This window comes from Streptomyces sp. NEAU-W12 (genome assembly GCF_026242095.1).
Classification (GTDB): domain Bacteria; phylum Actinomycetota; class Actinomycetes; order Streptomycetales; family Streptomycetaceae; genus Streptomyces.
Window position 1 is genome coordinate 65,196 of sequence record NZ_JAPJDM010000027.1, and the last position, 15,642, is coordinate 80,837.

Consider the following 15,642-nt stretch of genomic DNA (forward strand, 5'->3'; position numbering starts at 1 on the left):
GGCGGGGGTGTCCACGAAGGAGAACACCGATGACCGTCCACCCCGCGTTCGACCTCTTCGAAGACGTCCCGGACGCCGACCTGGACAGCGGCTTCTTCGCCCTGGAGGGGGAGCTGCTCGAGCTGGCCTGCGTGCGGGAGTGCGCCCTGGTCCACACCGAGCTGCCCGAGCTGGGCGGCGCACTGGTGGTGGCGTTCGTACCGCTCTCGCCGGAGCAGGAGATCGCCGGGCGGCGGGCCGTGCTCGCGGCCTGCCAGCGCAGTCTGCCCGCCCTGTACGCGCACGCCGTGGCCGTGGACGAGCTGCCGCGCACCGCGGAAGGGGCCGTGCGGGAGGGGGAGTTGCTGGACGGCGTGATGCCGCAGCTCGCCCGGGACCTGATGTCGCCGGTGGCGATGTCCGACTGAACGGCCCGCCGGGGTCGAAAAGAAACAGGCACGCTGGTATCTTTACTGGTCTCGAGAACGTGGTCGGAGGAAAGGGCCATGTCATGCAGTTCCAACAGTTACGGGCCTTTCGCGAGGTGGCGGCCGAACTGAGCTTCACGCAGGCCGCCAAGAACCTGCACTACGCCCAGTCGAGCGTGACCGCCCAGATCAAGAACCTCGAAGAAGCCGTCGGGACCGAGCTGTTCGACCGCAGCCGGCGCCGGCTGGCCCTGACCGAGGCGGGCGCGCGGCTGCTGCCGCACGCCGAGCGCATCATCGAGATCGCGGAGACGGCCCGGCGCGAGGTCGTCCTCTCCACGCCGCCGGCACAGCGCCCGCGCGGCGGCCGTCGAACACGCGCGGCGACCGCGGAGCCCGTGAACACCGGCCGGCCCTAGGGAACACCCGCCGCGGGAACTCGACGTCGCCCGGGCGTAATCCCCCGGCGCCCCCCGGGCCGGGGCCTCGACGTGCAGCCGCCGACCGCCCGCCGCGGCACCCGGGGCCCGCGCTCTCGCACCGCCGTTCTCCGGGCCGATGACACCAGCACGGCACCTCGTTCCGTCAGCGGTTCTCAGGACCTGCCGTCCGGGTCGCGCCGCCGACGCGGGGTCCGGCACCCACGTCTGCGGCGTTGTCGCCGGCCGCCGACGCTCCGCCCGCCCCCTCCCTCGCCCCGGTCTGTCGGGTGTACGGGAAAGGGCGGCCGGGGCGGACAGCGGGGCGCGTGATTCGGCAAGGGTCCGTGCGCGGGGCGGCAAATAGTGGATCGGGTTCGTTCCTAGAGTCGCCGGCAGCGGATCGTTCTCGTCACCGTCGGGCATCCGCGTCCGTCCCAGTCTCCCGTGCGCTCCGTCCGGCCCGACCGGCCGGTGACGGAGCCGTCGACCGCGGCCCCGGCGCCGCACGTCCCCCACCCGGAGAGGATCGACCATGGGCAGGCCCCAGCAGCGGAGCGGACGGCGGGCGCCGTCGCCGCCCCGGGCGACCCGCGCGGCGACGCCCACCCCCCGCCGGTCCTCCCGCAGGGCGGGCCCCACCGCTTCGAGCCCTCGCGGGCACGACCTCCACGGGAACACCCCGCGGGCGCCGCGCCCGCAACACCCCTGGTCAGGCACGGCGGTGGCCGTTCGTGGCACCGGGGCGGCGGGCCGTGGTGCCCCGCGTCCGCCCGGCGCCGGGTCCCCGGCCCCCTCGCCCCGGGCCCTTCGCATACCGATAGGTGACTGACACATGTCCTCTGGAATCTCGATCGGCGTCGTCGGCGGCGGCGCGGCTACCGTCTGCCTGATCGACGCCCTGGCCCGCAGCGACGGCGGCCCGGGCGGTATCACCGTGTTCGAGCCGTCGCCCCACCTGTGGCGCGGCCGGGCCTACCAGGTGGACACCGAGACGCTGCGCGTGAACGCGCCCCCCGACGACATGTCCGTACGCGCCGGCGACCCCGGCCACTTCGAACGCTGGCTGGAGACCCGCGACCGCGTCACCGGTGTCCGCCAGGGCGTCGACCGGATGTCGGGGGCCCGGTTCGCGCCCCGCCCGGTCTACGGCGCCTACCTGGAGGAGTCCGCGTACGCGGCCCTGGGCGAACTGCGGCGCAGGGGCTGGCGCGTGGACATCATCGGCGAGGCCGTCACCTCTGCCGCACGGCTGCCCGACCAGGTGGTGCTGCGCACCGGTGCGGGCGCCTCCCGCGCCTTCGACTACGTCGTGCTGTCCGTCGGCGGGGACAGCCCCAAGGACGTCTACGGTCTCGGCGGCACCCCCGGCTTCGTCGGCGACCCCTACCCGGTCTCCGGCACGCTGGAAGACATCGGCGAGGACGAGCACGTCGCCGTCATCGGCAGCGGTCTGACGGCCGTCGACATCGTGCTGTCGCTGGTCTCCCGGGGCCACCAGGGCCCGGTCAGCCTGCTGTCGCGGCGCGGTGTGCTGCCGGGTGTGCGGCAGCGGCCCGTCCACGTGGAGCTGCGCCACCTGACGCCGGACCGGTTGCACGGCACGGCCAGGGGCCGGCGCGAGCTGGCCCTCGAGGACGTCGCCGCGGTGATGCGGGCGGAGTTCCGCGACGCGGGGGCCGACCTGGACGCCGTCATCCACGAGATCATCCGCGTCGACCTGGAGGACCCGGTCGACCGGTTGCGACGGCAGATCGACGAGGTCGACTCGCCCCGGATGGGCCTGCGCATCCTGCAGCGCGCCGTGCCGGAGACCGGGCCCGACGTATGGCCGATGCTGCGCGAGGCGGAGAAGATCCAGATCCTGCGCGCCCACTACCGCACCATCATGAGCCTGTGCTGTCCGATGCCGCCGGGCAGCGCCGCCGTCCTGCTCGAACTGGTCGAGGCGGGGCAGCTGGAGATGTTCTCCGGCCTGCTCGACGTCGCCCCCTCCGAGGAGGGCGGCTTCGACGTGCTCGCGGCCGACGGCACCGCCTTCCGCGCCGACCGGGTGATCAGCGCCGTCAACGCCGCCGAGGGACGCGTCCCCGCCGGCGCGCTGTCCCTGGTCACCTCGCTGATCCGGGCCCGCGCGGCCAGCCGCCACCCGCACGGCGGGCTCCAGCTGGCCCGCGCCACCAGCCGGCTCACCAGCAACGGCCGTCCCGACCCGCGTCTGTACGGCCTCGGCAACATCGCCGCCGGAGCCCTGTTCTTCACCTTCGGCATCCCCTCCCTCGTCGACCGCAGCCAGGACATCGTCGCCGCGATCCTCGAGCACTCCGCCACCGTGCAGGCCGCCCGCGGCGAGGCCGAACCGGTCGCCGCCTGACGGCTGCCGGGCCGGGCCACCGCCCTCCAGGAAGGACCCACCCGCACATGAGCACGACCGCCACCGAGTCCCGCCCCGCCCACCCGGCCGCCACCGGGCCCCGCCCCGCCCACCTGGCCGACACCGCCACCGGGCTGCCGCTTCCCGGTGAGCCGTACTTCGCCACGTACGAGGAGGCCCGCCGCCACCGCAAGCAGCGGCTCGCGGCCGCGCTGAGACTGTTCGGCAAGTACGGGTTCGGCGAAGGCGTCTCCGGCCACGTCTCCGTGCGCGACCCCGAGCACCAGGACCGCTTCTGGGTCAACCCCTTCGGCGTCTCGTTCAACCAGGTGCGGGTCGCCGACCTGATCTGTGTCGACTCCACCGGTCACGTCGTCAGCGGCCGTCACCCGGTCAACCCCAGCGCCTTCGTGATCCACTCGCAGATCCACGCACTGCACCCGGGTGCCACCGCCGCCGCCCACGGCCACACCCCGCACTCCCGGGCTCTGGGCGCGCTGGGCCTGCTCCTGGAACCCGTCGACCAGGAGTCGGCCGCGTTCTACGGCCGTCAGGCGCTCTACGGCGACTACCAGGGCCCCTCCGTCTCGGTGGCCCAGGGCCGCGCCATCGCCGAGAGCCTCGACGGCAACCGGGCCGTCCTGCTGCGCCACCACGGACTGATCACGGTGGGCGGCTCCCTGGACGAGGCCGTGCACTGGTTCCTCACCTACGACGGCTGCGCCCAGGTGCAGCTGCTCGCCCGGGCCGCCGGCACCCCCCAGGCCCTCACCCACGAACAGGCCCTGGCCGCCCGCGAGGGCTTCGGGGACGAGCAGCTGGGCCGGTTCAGCTTCCAGCTGCTGTGGGACGAGATCGTCGCCGAGCAGCCCGACCTGCTCGAGGAGTAGCCGGCGCGGCAAGCCGCGCCGGCGCCATGCCGCGGCCCGGCCCGTGCGGCCGGCGCCCGCGCAACGCGCCGCCCGCACCGCGCACACCGGCTCGGCGACCCCACCCGTCCGTTCGGTCCCCGCGGCGTCCGCGCGGCGGGGACCGCCCCCGTCCTCCCGCGCCGGCTCCGGCGCTCCGCACCCCACCGAAGGAAGTGCATTGTCTGCTTTGCGATGGCTCACCGCCGGCGAGTCGCACGGGCCGGCCCTGACCGCCGTGCTCGAGGGACTGCCGGCCGGTGTGCGGACCTCCACCCACGAGGTCGCCGACGCCCTCGCCCGTCGCCGCCTGGGACACGGGCGCGGCGCGCGCATGAAGTTCGAACGCGACGAGGTGGACTTCGTCGGCGGGGTGCGGCACGGCCGTACCCTCGGCAGCCCGCTCGCCGTCCGCGTCGGCAACAGCGAGTGGCCGAAGTGGGAGACCGTGATGGCCGCCGACCCGGTCCCCGCCGCGGAGCTGGCCGGCCAGGCGCGCAACGCCCCCCTCACCCGCCCCCGCCCCGGCCACGCCGACCTGGCCGGCATGCAGAAGTACGGGTTCGACGACGCCCGGCCGGTCCTCGAGCGGGCCAGCGCCCGCGAGACAGCCGCCCGGGTCGCGTTGGGCAGTGTCGCCGAGGCCTTCCTGCGGCAGGCGTACGGGATCGGGCTGGTCAGCCATGTCGTGGCGCTCGGCGGACAGCGCTCCGTGTCGGCCGCGCTGCCCGGCCCCGAGGACGCCGACGGGCTCGACGCCGACCCCGTGCGCTGCTTCGACGCCACGGCGTCGGCGGCCATGGTCGCCGAGGTCGACCGGGCGCACCGCGCCGGTGACACCCTCGGCGGTGTCGTCGAGGTGCTGGTCCGGGGGCTGCCGCCGGGTCTGGGCTCGCACGTGCACTGGGACCGCCGGCTGGACGCACGCCTGGCCGGCGCCCTCATGGGCATCCAGGCGATCAAGGGCGTCGAGTTCGGGGCGGGTTTCGCGCTCGCCGCCGTACCGGGCTCGCAGGCGCACGACGAGATCGTCCCCGGCGCCGACGGCGGCGTACGCCGCGCCAGTGGCCGCTCCGGCGGTGTCGAGGGCGGCATCTCGACGGGCGAACTGCTGCGGGTGCGCGCCGCGATGAAGCCGATCGCCACCGTGCCGCGGGCCCTGGCCACCGTCGACACCGCCACCGGCGAGGCCGTCGTGGCGCACCACCAGCGTTCCGACGTGTGCGCCGTGCCGGCGGCCGCCGTGGTCGCCCAGGCCGTGACCGCCCTGGTGATCGCCGATGCCGCCCTGGAGAAGTTCGGCGGCGACAGCGTGCCGGAGACCGCCCGCAACCACCGTGCCTATCTCACCCACCTGGCCGTCGAATGAGGCAGAACGTGACCCTTCCGATCCAGTCCTCCCCCACGTCCACCACCCTGCTCTCGGCCGGCCCCTCGCCGTATCCCGTCGTCGTCGGCAGCGGCCTGCACGAGCAGGTCGGGCGCATGCTCGGGCAGGACGTACGGCGCGTGGCGCTCGTCCACCCGCCGAAGCTGGCCGCGGCCTCCCACCGGATCGCCGGTGACCTCGAGCGCCACGGCCGCCAGGTGCTGCCGCTGGTGGTGCCGCCCGGCGAGGGAGCCAAGGACGCCGGTGTCCTCGTCTACCTGTGGACGCAGCTCGCCGAGTCCGGCTTCACCGGTTCCGACGCCGTGGTCGCCCTCGGCGGCGGCGCCACCGCCGACCTCGCCGGTGTCCTCGCCGCCACCTGGCAGAACGGCATCGGCCTGGTCCTGGCCCCCACCACACCGGCGGCCATGGTCGACGCCGCGGTCGGCGGGCGCGCCGCCCTCAACATCCCGCAGGGCAAGAACCTGGTCGGTGTCCGCCACCGGCCGGCCGGCGTGGTGTGCGACCTGGACCTGCTGGCCCGGCTGCCGCGCGCCGACTTCACCGACGGTCTCGCCGAGGTCGTCAAGGCGGGCCTGATCGGCGATCCCGCCCTTCTCGACCTGATCGAGGACGACCCGCGGGCGGCCGCCGACCCGGGGGACGAGCGGGCCCGGGAGCTGATCGAGGGCGCGATGCGCGCGAAGGCCGCCGTGGTCGCGGGCGCTGCGCCGGCCGAGGGCCCGTGGGCGTTCCTCGACTACGGCCACACGCTCGCCCACGCCGTCGAGCACGCGGAGAACTACCGCGTCGGGCACGGCCGCGCCGTGTCCATCGGCATGGTGTTCGCCGCCGAACTCGCCCGCGAGGCAGGGCGGCTGGACGCCGAGCACGTGGCGCGGCACCGGGCCCTGCTGGAGTCGCTGGGGCTGCCGACGTCCTACCCGCGCTACGCCTGGGAGCGGCTGCGCACCGCGTTCGCCGCCGACGGCACGGCCCACGGGACCCGGCTCAGGTGCGTCGTCCTGGACGCGCCGGGCCGCCCCGGTCTGCTGGAGGATCCCGCGGCCGGGCTGCTGGACGCCGCCTACGCCCGGGTCGGCACGTGAACGGGCCCGCGGCCGCCCTGCGGGACACCGGCGCCGGCGCCGGTCCGGGCGGCCTCCCCCACGCCCGTCCCGGGGCGGCCGCGGGCACCGGCCCCGAAACCGAGGTGCTCGCCGGCCTCTCCCACGGGGTCCTGCACTCCCTCGCCCGACGCGACCAGCGGCGCAGCGGCGAGCTGTACATCCGAGGGCTGCTCGCGGCGAGCGGGCGCAAGACCATCCGCAACATCGCCTCGCACACCGGGGTGCCGGCCGACGCCCAGCGGCTGCACCACTTCATCAGCGACTCGACCTGGTGCTGGGGCCCGGTGCGCGCCGCGCTCGCCCGCCACATGGGCGCTCTCGCACCGCCCCGCGCCTGGGTCGTGCGCACCGCGACCATGCCCCGTACCGGACGCGGCGGGGTGGGGGCCGAGCACGTCGCCGACCCGCACACAGGACGGTCCCGCACCGCGCAGCGGGCCGTCGGGCTGTGGGCCGCCTCCGAGTGGGGCGGCTACCCGGTCGACTGGCACCTGCGGCTCAGCCCCCGCTGGCTGGGCGACGCCCGCCTGCGCGAGCAGGCCGGCATCCCCGCCGGCACGGTCGCCCTGGACCCCCTCGAGGCCGGCCTCGAGATGGTCCTGGACTCCGCCCGTACCGCGGGGGCGCCCCACCGCCCGGTCCTCCTGGACGCCCGGCAGGCCTCGGCCGGCCGGGTCGCCGCCCTGCTCGGCGCCGAGGACTTCCCCTACGTCCTGCGCATCAGCCCCTCTCAGCTGCTGTCCCCCCTCACCGCCGACGGCCGCGGCACCGGCCGTGTGGCCACCGCCCGGCAGCTGGCGGGCGGCCTGGCTCCGCGGCGCTTCAGCCGGGTGCGTGCACCCGGCCCCTGGGCGGGCCACCACGAGGTCGCCCGGGTGCCGTGCCGGACGGCCGACACCCCGCCCGGACCGCAGCGCCGGCACCTGCTGCTGGCGCAGAGGGACCTGCTCAGCCCGCTGCACACCGCCTTTTGGCTCACGGACCTGACCGCCTGGCCCACCAGTGCCCTGGTGCAGCTGGCCGCCACGTCCGAGCAGGTCGCCCGGGACGCGGCCGGCCCCGGCCGCCGCACCGGCCTGTACGACTTCGAGGGCCGCACCTTCGCCGGCTGGCACCGCCACATCACGCTCGCCTCGACCGCCCACGCCGCCGCCCTGCTGCTCCTGTCCCGGGACCGCGGCGGCCCCCGGCGGCCGACGTCCCCCGCCGGCCGCCGGCCGCGCCCCAAGGAGGCACTGTGACCGCAGCGCTGCTCACCGCGTCCGCCGCCCGGGACGACGCGACGGCCGACCGTCCGCTCGACGGGCTGCTGCACACCCACGGCGCCCACGGCACGGACGGCGCGGCGGTGGCGTACCCCGGGTACGACGCCCACCTGCGCGCGCTGGCCCGGCGGGGACGCCCGGTCGCCGAGGCGCTGGCCGAACTGGTCGTCCACGGCGCGCGCCGGGCCGCCGACCGGCTGCGGCCCCGCCACGAGGCCTCCGGCCGCGCCGACGGCCACGTCTGCGCCGCCGTCCCCACCGCCCTGGCCCACTCCTCCGGCGCCACCGAGGCGGGTGCGCGCGTCCTGCACGAAGCCGTCGGCCGGCCCAACCTGATGATCCGCGTCCCGGCCACCGACCCGGGACTGGAGGCGATCACCGCGTGCCTGTCCGAGGGCATCGGGGTGCACGCCGTGTCCGTCGCCTCCCTGGAGCGGTACGCCCGCCTCGTCGACGCCGTCCTGACCGGGCTGGAGCGCGCCGCGGCCTCCGGCCTCGCCCCGGCCGCCGTCCCGTCGGCCGTCTCCCTCACGACCGCGGGCCTGGACGAGCCGGGAGCGGCCCCGGCCCGGCCGGCGGGCCTGGCGGCCGCCACCGTCCACCTGGCGCGCCGGATGCGCGAGGAGGTCCACGACTCGCGGCGCTGGCGCGCGCTCGCCGGGCAGGGCGCCCGCCCGCACCGGCTGATGTCCGACACACCGCCCGGGGCGCACGGCCACGACGACGCGAGCGCCTGGCGGACCCTCGACGCGCTGCCCGCGTACGGCCTCTGCTACCGCGGGCTGACCGCCGCCGCGGAGGCGGCCGACCTGGCCCGCTCCGCCCGCCGGCAACGCCGGACGGCACACCTCGTCGAGACCGCCCTGCTCGGAGCGGCGGACGAACTCCGCCACCGGCCCTCCACCCACCCGAACGGGTGAGGGGAGGGCTGCACCGCTCCCGGGCGTCGACGCCTGCGGGAGGGCGTCCAGCGGTCGGCGACGGTCAGACGTCCACCGTGGCGCCGGGTCCTGTGCGTGAGCCGGCGCCGCAGTTCCCCTGACGCCGCGTCGGAGACACGGTGGGACGGACGCCGGTGGCGGGCCATGCCTTTGCCGTTGGGGTCCTCGGCCACGACGGTGCCGTACTCGGCGGGGACACGCACGGTGGCCTGGTGGAGATGGTTCTCCCGCAGGGGCGCCACCCGGTGGTGCGCCCGGTGGCGGACCGCGTCGGCTTTCTCCCGGCGGCGGGACGGGGCCTGTCCGGTGCGCCGGTCCGGTCCGGGACGCGGCGGCGGGAAACGGTCCGGGACGCCTTCCCAAGCCGTGTGAGGGCCCGGTCGTAGTGCTCCGGGTCCGCGGCTTCGCGGACTGCGCCGGCCGAGGCCGCCGTGACGAGGAGGGTCTGCACGCCGAGGTCGATCCCGACCGCCGTGCCGTGCCGGGTGGCAGGGGCGATGGTGTGGCGTTCCCCGGTCTGCAGGACCGCGAACCAGCGGCCCCGTTCGGACCGCACCGTCACCGGCGGGATCCGCATCCCGCCTTCGGTGATCGCGTCCACGAGGGGCTGGGTGTCCTCGTCGAGTCGGGTCCGGCCGGGGCGGGGCGGACCTCGGGCGCGGGGCGTACGGGCCGGTGCGGGGCCGTGCCGTCCGGTTCTCGTCCCCCTGCCGTGGCCCGGATCGATCGAACGTGTGTCGGCTTGCGGGTCATCGAACCCTCCGATATTGCTACGATACCAGCATGCGGGTATGTTTCTCTGAGCGTGAGGTGACGGCGCACCCACGGGGGTGGCCGGTTCCGTCCCGTACGCACGGATGGAGGCTGATGCGGTGCCACGCATCGACGAGTTGAAGCCGACGCACGCCTTGGCCGGACCCCTTCCCGTCGGCCGCAACGGGGTGCAGATCGTCAGGGGGCACGACGAGCCGATCGACGGGACCGTGCGGACCCACCAGTTCGGCGGGGTGCGGGTGGCACTGGTCAAGGGCGACAGCCCGGGGGAACTGATCCGGCCGGCCCGGCAGATCGACACGCGCACGGCGGGCTGCCTGCGCGTCGTGCGGCCGCTGACCGGCACGGTCTGGGTGTTCCAGGACGGCCGGCACGGGATCGTACGTGCCCCGAACCTCGTCTGCTTCGACAGCACCCGCCCCTACAAGGTGGTCATGCCGGAGAACTTCCGCCTGGTCGACATCATGGTGACGCACCGTCTGGTGGGTCTGACCGCCCACGATGCCGAGCCCCTGACGGCCCGGCCGTGGTCCGGCGCCGAGGGACTCGCCGCCCTGTTGTCCTCCCTGCTCGACGGACTCGGACGGCACGGCAGGGAGGTGGAGACCGCGGTCGACCTGTTGGGCGGCAGCGTCGTGGGGCTGACCGCGGCGCTCTTCGCGGAGCGCATGCGCGAGGTCGCCGAGGATCCGCTGATCGCCCGGCAGACGCTGATGCTGAACATCCAGACCTACGTGCGCGAGCGGCTGGCCCATCCCGGTCTGAGTCCGGTGACGATCGCCCGCGAGCACAACATCTCACTGCGCTACCTGCAGAAGATCTTCCAGGAGCACGGGATCAGCCCCGCCCGCTGGATCCGCGACGAACGGCTGTCCCGCTGCCGCAGCGAACTCGCCGACGCCTCCCTGGACCACCTGCCCGTCGCGCTCATCGGGGAGCGGGCCGGACTGTACGGGGCGTCCCACTTCAGCCGGCTCTTCCGCGACCGCTACGGCATCACCCCCCGCGAGTACCGCAGAGAGCGGGGCGGTTCATGACCGCGGCCGGCCTCTCCCTGCTCGACGGCGGGCCCGCCCCGCGGCCGCAGTGCGCCACGCTCGGCAACGCGCTCGTGCGGGCCGCGCTCACCTCCGCCTCCCGGGGCGTGTGCTTCGTCGGCGCCGACGGCGGCGAGACCCACTGGAGCTACGCGCGTCTCCTCCGGGAGGCGGCCCGGACACTCGGCGGGATGCGGGAGGCCGGGGTCCGCCCCGGGGAACGGGTCGTCCTGCACATCGCCGACGAACCCGAGCTGCTGGCCGTGTTCTGGGCGTGCGTGCTGGGCGGATTCGTCCCGCTGCTCGTCGGCACCGGCGCCCACCGCGACGCCGCGCCCGGCCTGCTGCACGCGGTGTGGAACCGCCACGGCCGCCCCCGTGTCGTCACCGGCCGAGGCCAGCGGGTCCTCGCGGTCACCCGGGCGCACCCCGGCTGGGCCAGGGCCTGGCTCGGCCACCCGCACCACCTGCGCGCCGCCGCCCCCGACCACCACCGGCACCCGGCCCGCCCCGACGACCTCGCGGCCCTGCTGCTCACCTCGGGCTCCACCGGCGCGCCCAGGGCCGTGATGCTCACCCACCGCAACATCCTCAGCCGCAGCGCCGCCACGGCCCGCGCCAACGGACTCGGCGACGCCCTCCGCACCGTCAACTGGATGCCGCTGGACCACGCCGGCGGCCTGCTGCTGTTCCACGTGCGGGACGTCTGCCTCGGCGCCCACCAGGTGCACGCCCGGCGGGACTGGGTCCTCGCCGACCCGCTGCGCTGGCTCACCCTGGTCGACCGGCACCGGGCCTGCACCACCTGGGCGCCCAACTTCGCCTTCTCGCTCGTCAACGACCAGGCGCACCGGCTCGCCGGCCGGACCTGGGACCTGAGCTGCCTGCGCTACCTCATGAACGGCGGTGAGGCCGTGCACCCCTCCGTGGTCCGGCGCTTCATGGAACTGCTCGCCCCCTTCCGCCTGCCCGGGGACGCGATGTTCCCCGGCTGGGGGATGTCCGAGACGGCGGCGGGCGTCGTCGACTGCAGGCTGTCCGACGTGGACACCGGGGACGATCGCTACGTGCCCGCCGGACGGCCCCACCCGGGCACCGCCGTGCGCTGCGTCGACGACCGCGGCGCACCGGTTCCCGTCGAAACCGTGGGTCACCTCCAGGTGAGCGGCCCCTCGGTCACCGGCGGCTACCTCGACGACGCCGAGCACACCCGCCGCTCCTTCACCGCGGACGGCTGGTTCCGCACCGGGGACCTCGCGTTCGTCAGGGACGGCGTCCTCACCGTCACCGGCCGCGCCGGCGACCTGATCGAGTACGGCGGCGTGCGCTGTCACAGCCACGAGATCGAGGCCGCGGTGGAGGAGCTGGACTTCGTCACCCCGTCCCACACCGTGGCCTGCCCGGTCACCGGCGCCGCCGGCGACGAGCTCGCCGTCTTCTACCACCCGCGTCCGGGCACCGCGCCGGACGAGGCGGAAGCCGCCGTCCGTGCCCGGGTCACCGACCGTCTCGGACTGTCCGTGGCCCGTGTGGTGCCGGTGGACCCCCAGGACGTCCCCAGGACCGGCATCGGCAAGCTCCGCAGATCCCGGATACGGCAGTGGTACGAGGCACGGCACGGCCGGACCGGCCACACACCCACGGACCGGCACCCCACTGCCGTCGCGAGCGAGGAACCCGCAGCGCGGGCAGGAAAGGAAGAGGACGTCATGACAGACACGGCACGCACCGCCGCGGACGGCGGTGCGCTGCGGATCGGGGTGCTCGGCCCTCTGGACATCCGCTCACAAGGGGAAGACCGCACACCCACCGCGCCGATGGCACGGCGCGCCCTGGCGATGCTGCTGCTCAACGCCAACCGACTGGTGTCCACCTCGGCCCTGATCGAAGAGCTGTGGGAGTCCGAACCGCCGCGCCTGGCCCGCAAGACCGTACAGACGTACGTCTACCAGATGCGCAAGGCGCTGCGCTGCCCGGAGGACCCGGGCGAGCGCGTACGGACCGGCCCCAACGGATACCGGATCGACCTCCGGCCGGGGGAACTGGACCTGTGGGAGTTCGAGCACGGGGTCGCGCGTGCCCGCACCGCGCTGGGTGAGGGCGATCCCCGCACCGCCGCGACGCTGCTGCGCCAGGCGCTCGCGCTGTGGCGCGGCGAGCCGTTCGCCGGGCTGGAAACGGGACTGCTGCTCGGCGCGCAGATCGCGCAGATCGCCGACTCCCGGCTCGGCGCGCTGGAGCTGCGCATCACCGCCGATCTGCAGCTCGGCCGCCACCGCGGTCTGGTGGGGGAACTACGGCAACTCACCGCGGACCACCCGCTCAACGAGGAGTTCGTCGCGCAGCTGATGCTCGCCGCGCACCGGTCGGGACAGCGTGCCACCGCCCTCGAGGCCTTCGCGCGGCTGCGCCGCCGGCTCGTCGACGAACTGGGCATCGAACCGGGCGAGCGACTCCAGCGGCTCCAGCAGGACGTACTGAACGAGGCGCTCCCCCGGCCGGAGACCGTGCCCGTCACGGCGCCGCCCCTCGCCCGGACGGCGGATGCCGCCCCCGCCCCCGCCGCCACCGAGCCCGCACGGCCCGCCCACGGCCGGCTGCCCCTGGACACACCGGACTTCACCGGCCGCGCCCGGGAGCTGGCCGAACTGACCGCGCTGGTGGGCGAGGGCGGGGACGGCACACCACCGGGGGCGCACGGCGCGGGCCCGCGGGTCGTGGTGGTGCTGGGCCCGGTCGGAGTGGGCAAGACCGCGCTCGCCGTGCACGGGGCGCACCGGCTGGCCGGGGACTTCCCCGACGGGGTGCTGCACGCCCGGCTGCACGGCGGCGACGACCGCCCGCGTACGGCGGCCTCCGTGCTGCGCGGGCTGCTGCGGGACTGCGGTGCGGGCCCGGCGGAGCTGCCCGAGGACACCGACGAACTCGCCGGGATGTTCCGGGCGTTCAGCGCCGGACGGTCCCTGCTGGTGCTGCTGGACGACGCCGCCGGCACCGACCAGGTGCTGCCGCTGCTGCCGGCCGACGGCGCGAGCCTGGCTCTGGTGACCTCCCGGGTCCGGCTGCCCGGCCTGCCCGGTGCCCGGCCGCTGCTGCTGGGGCCGCTGTCGGCCCCGGACGCGGCCGGCTTCTTCGCGGGCGTCGCCGGGCCCGAGCGCCTCACCGGCGGGCCGGACGCCCTGGTCGAGGTGACGGAACTGATGGGCAACTACCCCCTCACCCTGCGCGCCGTGGGCGAGAAGTTCGCGGCCCGCCCGATGTGGACGCTTCCCGACCTGGCCCTCGGGCTGGTGCACGACGGCCACCTGGCGGCGGAACTGCACGACGAGGCCTGTGACGTGCTGGCCCGGGCGTCGGCTGCCGTCGCCCGGCTGCCCGCGTCGCTGCGCCGGGCGCTGGCCCTGCTGGCATCGGCCGGAGCGGCCTCCTTCGACATGGACGAGGCGGGGCGACTGCTGGCCGGCGACACCTGGGCCGTGCAGTCCCTGTTGGGCCGGCTGCTCGACCACCACGTGGTGGTGCGGGTGGACCAGCCCGACCCGTCCGTCCTCACCCTCCGGGTGCCGGACCTGATCCGGCTGTCCCTGCCCTCCCCCGACGACGCGGAGCTCCACGTCCTGCCGGGCGCCGACCGCGGACTCGGCGGCCGCTCCGTGGCCGGGGTGCTGACCTCCACCGGCTGACCAACCCACGAGCGGCACACACCGGTCCCGCCCGTCGCCCCGGTCCGGCGGCACGGTCCCCCGCCCGTGGCCCGGTCCGGGGCCCACCGGGGCCTCCGGTCGCCCGTCCGTGTCCAAGGACGGGCGACCGTCATGTACGTCAGGTCGATGAGGGCGATCCGGGGATCGTTGCTCATTGACCTCACGTACATGAGTCGGGTTTCCCGGAACCGTTCAGGTGGCGCGGCGCAGCGGGACGACGACGTCCTCGCCTGTGCACTTCGCGCTGAGCCGGTAGTAGCTGATGTGCGCGAGCCGCTCGGACTCCTCGAGCCATCCGGTCTGCACGACCTGGCGCCGGGTGCGGGAGAAGACGGTCGGGGACATGCCGACGAGCCTGGCGAGGTTGGCACCGGTCTCGACGACGGCGCCGGCGCGGTCGGTGGGGTGCATCGCGTAGAGCATGACGACCAGGCGCTGGTTGGCGGTCATGCCGGCCGTGCGGTGGAGGACGTCCAGGAGCTTGCGCTTGTCGTCGTTGTTCATTGTGCTTCCCACCACGAAGGGGACGTGTTGTCAAAGCCGGGGATGTCTGGCGGGTTGCACGTCTTGATCGCTTCCCGTTGCTCGATACCGGTCCCGTGAAAGGCAATGTACGGGCTGATCCGGTAGAGCCTGTAGTTACCGATCCGCCCGCGCTCGATCAGAATGCGCCGCTTGAGCAGTTTCCGGTTGATCCTGCCGACGGCGTCGGCGGTCATCCCGACCTTCTTGGCGATGTCCGCGCCGGTCGCCCTCAGCGGTGCCATGCCCTGGGGAGAGACTCCGATCCACCACAGCACCAGGTACTTCTGGCTCGGGGTGAATTCCCTGCTCTCGGTGATCGCCGCGACTCTCGTCTTGTCGACCTGGATGTGCTCGCCGGAGAAGGCATAGGGCGCATAGGGGATGGACTCGCCCGTGTCCGCGTCGACGAGTCTGCGTACTGCTCCCAACGGGCCCTCCGTGGCTGGGCATTGCCTCAACGTGTATGAGCAGCGGCCCTCAGGCCGACCAGATGAACCTAACGTACATGAGCAAGAAGTTCATGAACTCTGCTTCCAGGGCATGTCGCCCGACCTGACGCCGGGCCACCACCCCGGCCACTCCGCCCGGACACAGCCCCTGCTCATGAACCTCACGTCAATCTGGTCGGTTCCTGCAACCGTGGTCACGGTTCTCAGGACATCGGCACCAGGGTTCCAGGAACCGAGTGCCCCGACCCCAGGAACCGGGTGCACGGTGCTGGGAACTGGGTGCCAGATCGTCAGATCCGGATGGAAAAGGGCCTTCTTGCAGGTCAGGGTGGTTCCCGCG

Annotated in this window: 12 protein-coding genes; 10 read left to right on the forward strand and 2 right to left on the reverse strand. The window is 74.9% G+C overall.

Going from position 1 to position 15,642, the window contains the following annotated elements:
* Positions 1-29 precede the first annotated feature (29 nt).
* The 10 genes from ORI94_RS28790 to ORI94_RS28835 all read left to right on the forward strand — a co-directional run bounded on the left by ORI94_RS28790 (position 30) and on the right by ORI94_RS28835 (position 14,307).
* Positions 30-407, forward strand: coding sequence for a hypothetical protein (locus ORI94_RS28790; protein ID WP_266081087.1), 378 nt, complete (start codon positions 30-32; stop codon positions 405-407).
* An 83-nt stretch (positions 408-490) separates the two neighbouring features.
* Complete coding sequence (locus tag ORI94_RS28795; protein WP_266081089.1) at positions 491-826, forward strand: LysR family transcriptional regulator; 336 nt, start codon at positions 491-493, stop codon at positions 824-826.
* Positions 827-1,661: 835 nt separating this feature from the next.
* Entirely contained in the window at positions 1,662-3,200 is a 1,539-nt protein-coding gene (locus ORI94_RS28800; protein WP_266081090.1) for an FAD/NAD(P)-binding protein, read from the forward strand.
* Between the two features lie 47 nt (positions 3,201-3,247).
* Positions 3,248-4,090, forward strand: a complete 843-nt coding sequence (locus ORI94_RS28805; RefSeq protein ID WP_266081092.1) for a class II aldolase/adducin family protein — start codon at positions 3,248-3,250, stop codon at positions 4,088-4,090.
* 199 nt (positions 4,091-4,289) lie between these two features.
* Positions 4,290-5,477 carry a chorismate synthase gene (gene aroC / locus ORI94_RS28810; protein ID WP_266081094.1) on the forward strand — a complete coding sequence of 396 codons (1,188 nt, stop codon included), beginning with the start codon at positions 4,290-4,292 and terminating at the stop codon, positions 5,475-5,477.
* An 8-nt stretch (positions 5,478-5,485) separates the two neighbouring features.
* Complete coding sequence (locus ORI94_RS28815; RefSeq protein ID WP_266081095.1) at positions 5,486-6,586, forward strand: 3-dehydroquinate synthase family protein; 1,101 nt, start codon at positions 5,486-5,488, stop codon at positions 6,584-6,586.
* Positions 6,583-7,848, forward strand: coding sequence for a transposase (locus ORI94_RS28820; RefSeq protein WP_266081097.1), 1,266 nt, complete (start codon positions 6,583-6,585; stop codon positions 7,846-7,848). The genes ORI94_RS28815 and ORI94_RS28820 overlap by 4 nt, the downstream gene beginning before the upstream one ends.
* On the forward strand, positions 7,845-8,792 hold the full coding sequence (locus ORI94_RS28825) for a transaldolase family protein (RefSeq protein WP_266081099.1): 948 nt from the start codon (positions 7,845-7,847) through the stop codon (positions 8,790-8,792). Before ORI94_RS28820 ends, ORI94_RS28825 begins: the two co-directional genes overlap by 4 nt.
* An 893-nt stretch (positions 8,793-9,685) precedes the next feature.
* Positions 9,686-10,624 (forward strand): helix-turn-helix domain-containing protein, encoded by a 939-nt coding sequence (locus ORI94_RS28830; protein WP_266081101.1) that lies wholly within the window; start codon positions 9,686-9,688, stop codon positions 10,622-10,624.
* Positions 10,621-14,307, forward strand: coding sequence for an AMP-binding protein (locus ORI94_RS28835; RefSeq protein ID WP_266081103.1), 3,687 nt, complete (start codon positions 10,621-10,623; stop codon positions 14,305-14,307). Before ORI94_RS28830 ends, ORI94_RS28835 begins: the two co-directional genes overlap by 4 nt.
* A 213-nt stretch (positions 14,308-14,520) precedes the next feature.
* Here the strand turns inward: ORI94_RS28835 and ORI94_RS28840 are convergent, their stop codons facing one another.
* Together ORI94_RS28840 and ORI94_RS28845 are read right to left on the reverse strand one after the other, a co-directional pair.
* Positions 14,521-14,832 (reverse strand): replication initiation protein, RepL2, encoded by a 312-nt coding sequence (locus ORI94_RS28840; RefSeq protein ID WP_266081105.1) that lies wholly within the window; start codon positions 14,830-14,832, stop codon positions 14,521-14,523.
* Positions 14,829-15,281: a MarR family transcriptional regulator gene (locus ORI94_RS28845; RefSeq protein ID WP_266081107.1), complete on the reverse strand. Its 453-nt coding sequence runs from the start codon at positions 15,279-15,281 to the stop codon at positions 14,829-14,831. The genes ORI94_RS28840 and ORI94_RS28845 overlap by 4 nt, the downstream gene beginning before the upstream one ends.
* Positions 15,282-15,642: the final 361 nt, after the last annotated feature.

Bases quoted from the DNA above. Each gene is read 5' to 3' on its own strand.
- ORI94_RS28790 (WP_266081087.1), top strand. From the start codon at position 30: ATGACCGTCCACCCCGCGTTCGACCTCTTCGAAGACGTCCCGGACGCC.
- ORI94_RS28795 (WP_266081089.1), top strand. From the start codon at position 491: ATGCAGTTCCAACAGTTACGGGCCTTTCGCGAGGTGGCGGCCGAACTG.
- ORI94_RS28800 (WP_266081090.1), top strand. From the start codon at position 1,662: ATGTCCTCTGGAATCTCGATCGGCGTCGTCGGCGGCGGCGCGGCTACC.
- ORI94_RS28805 (WP_266081092.1), top strand. From the start codon at position 3,248: ATGAGCACGACCGCCACCGAGTCCCGCCCCGCCCACCCGGCCGCCACC.
- ORI94_RS28835 (WP_266081103.1), top strand. From the start codon at position 10,621: ATGACCGCGGCCGGCCTCTCCCTGCTCGACGGCGGGCCCGCCCCGCGG.
- ORI94_RS28840 (WP_266081105.1), bottom strand. From the start codon at position 14,832: ATGAACAACGACGACAAGCGCAAGCTCCTGGACGTCCTCCACCGCACG.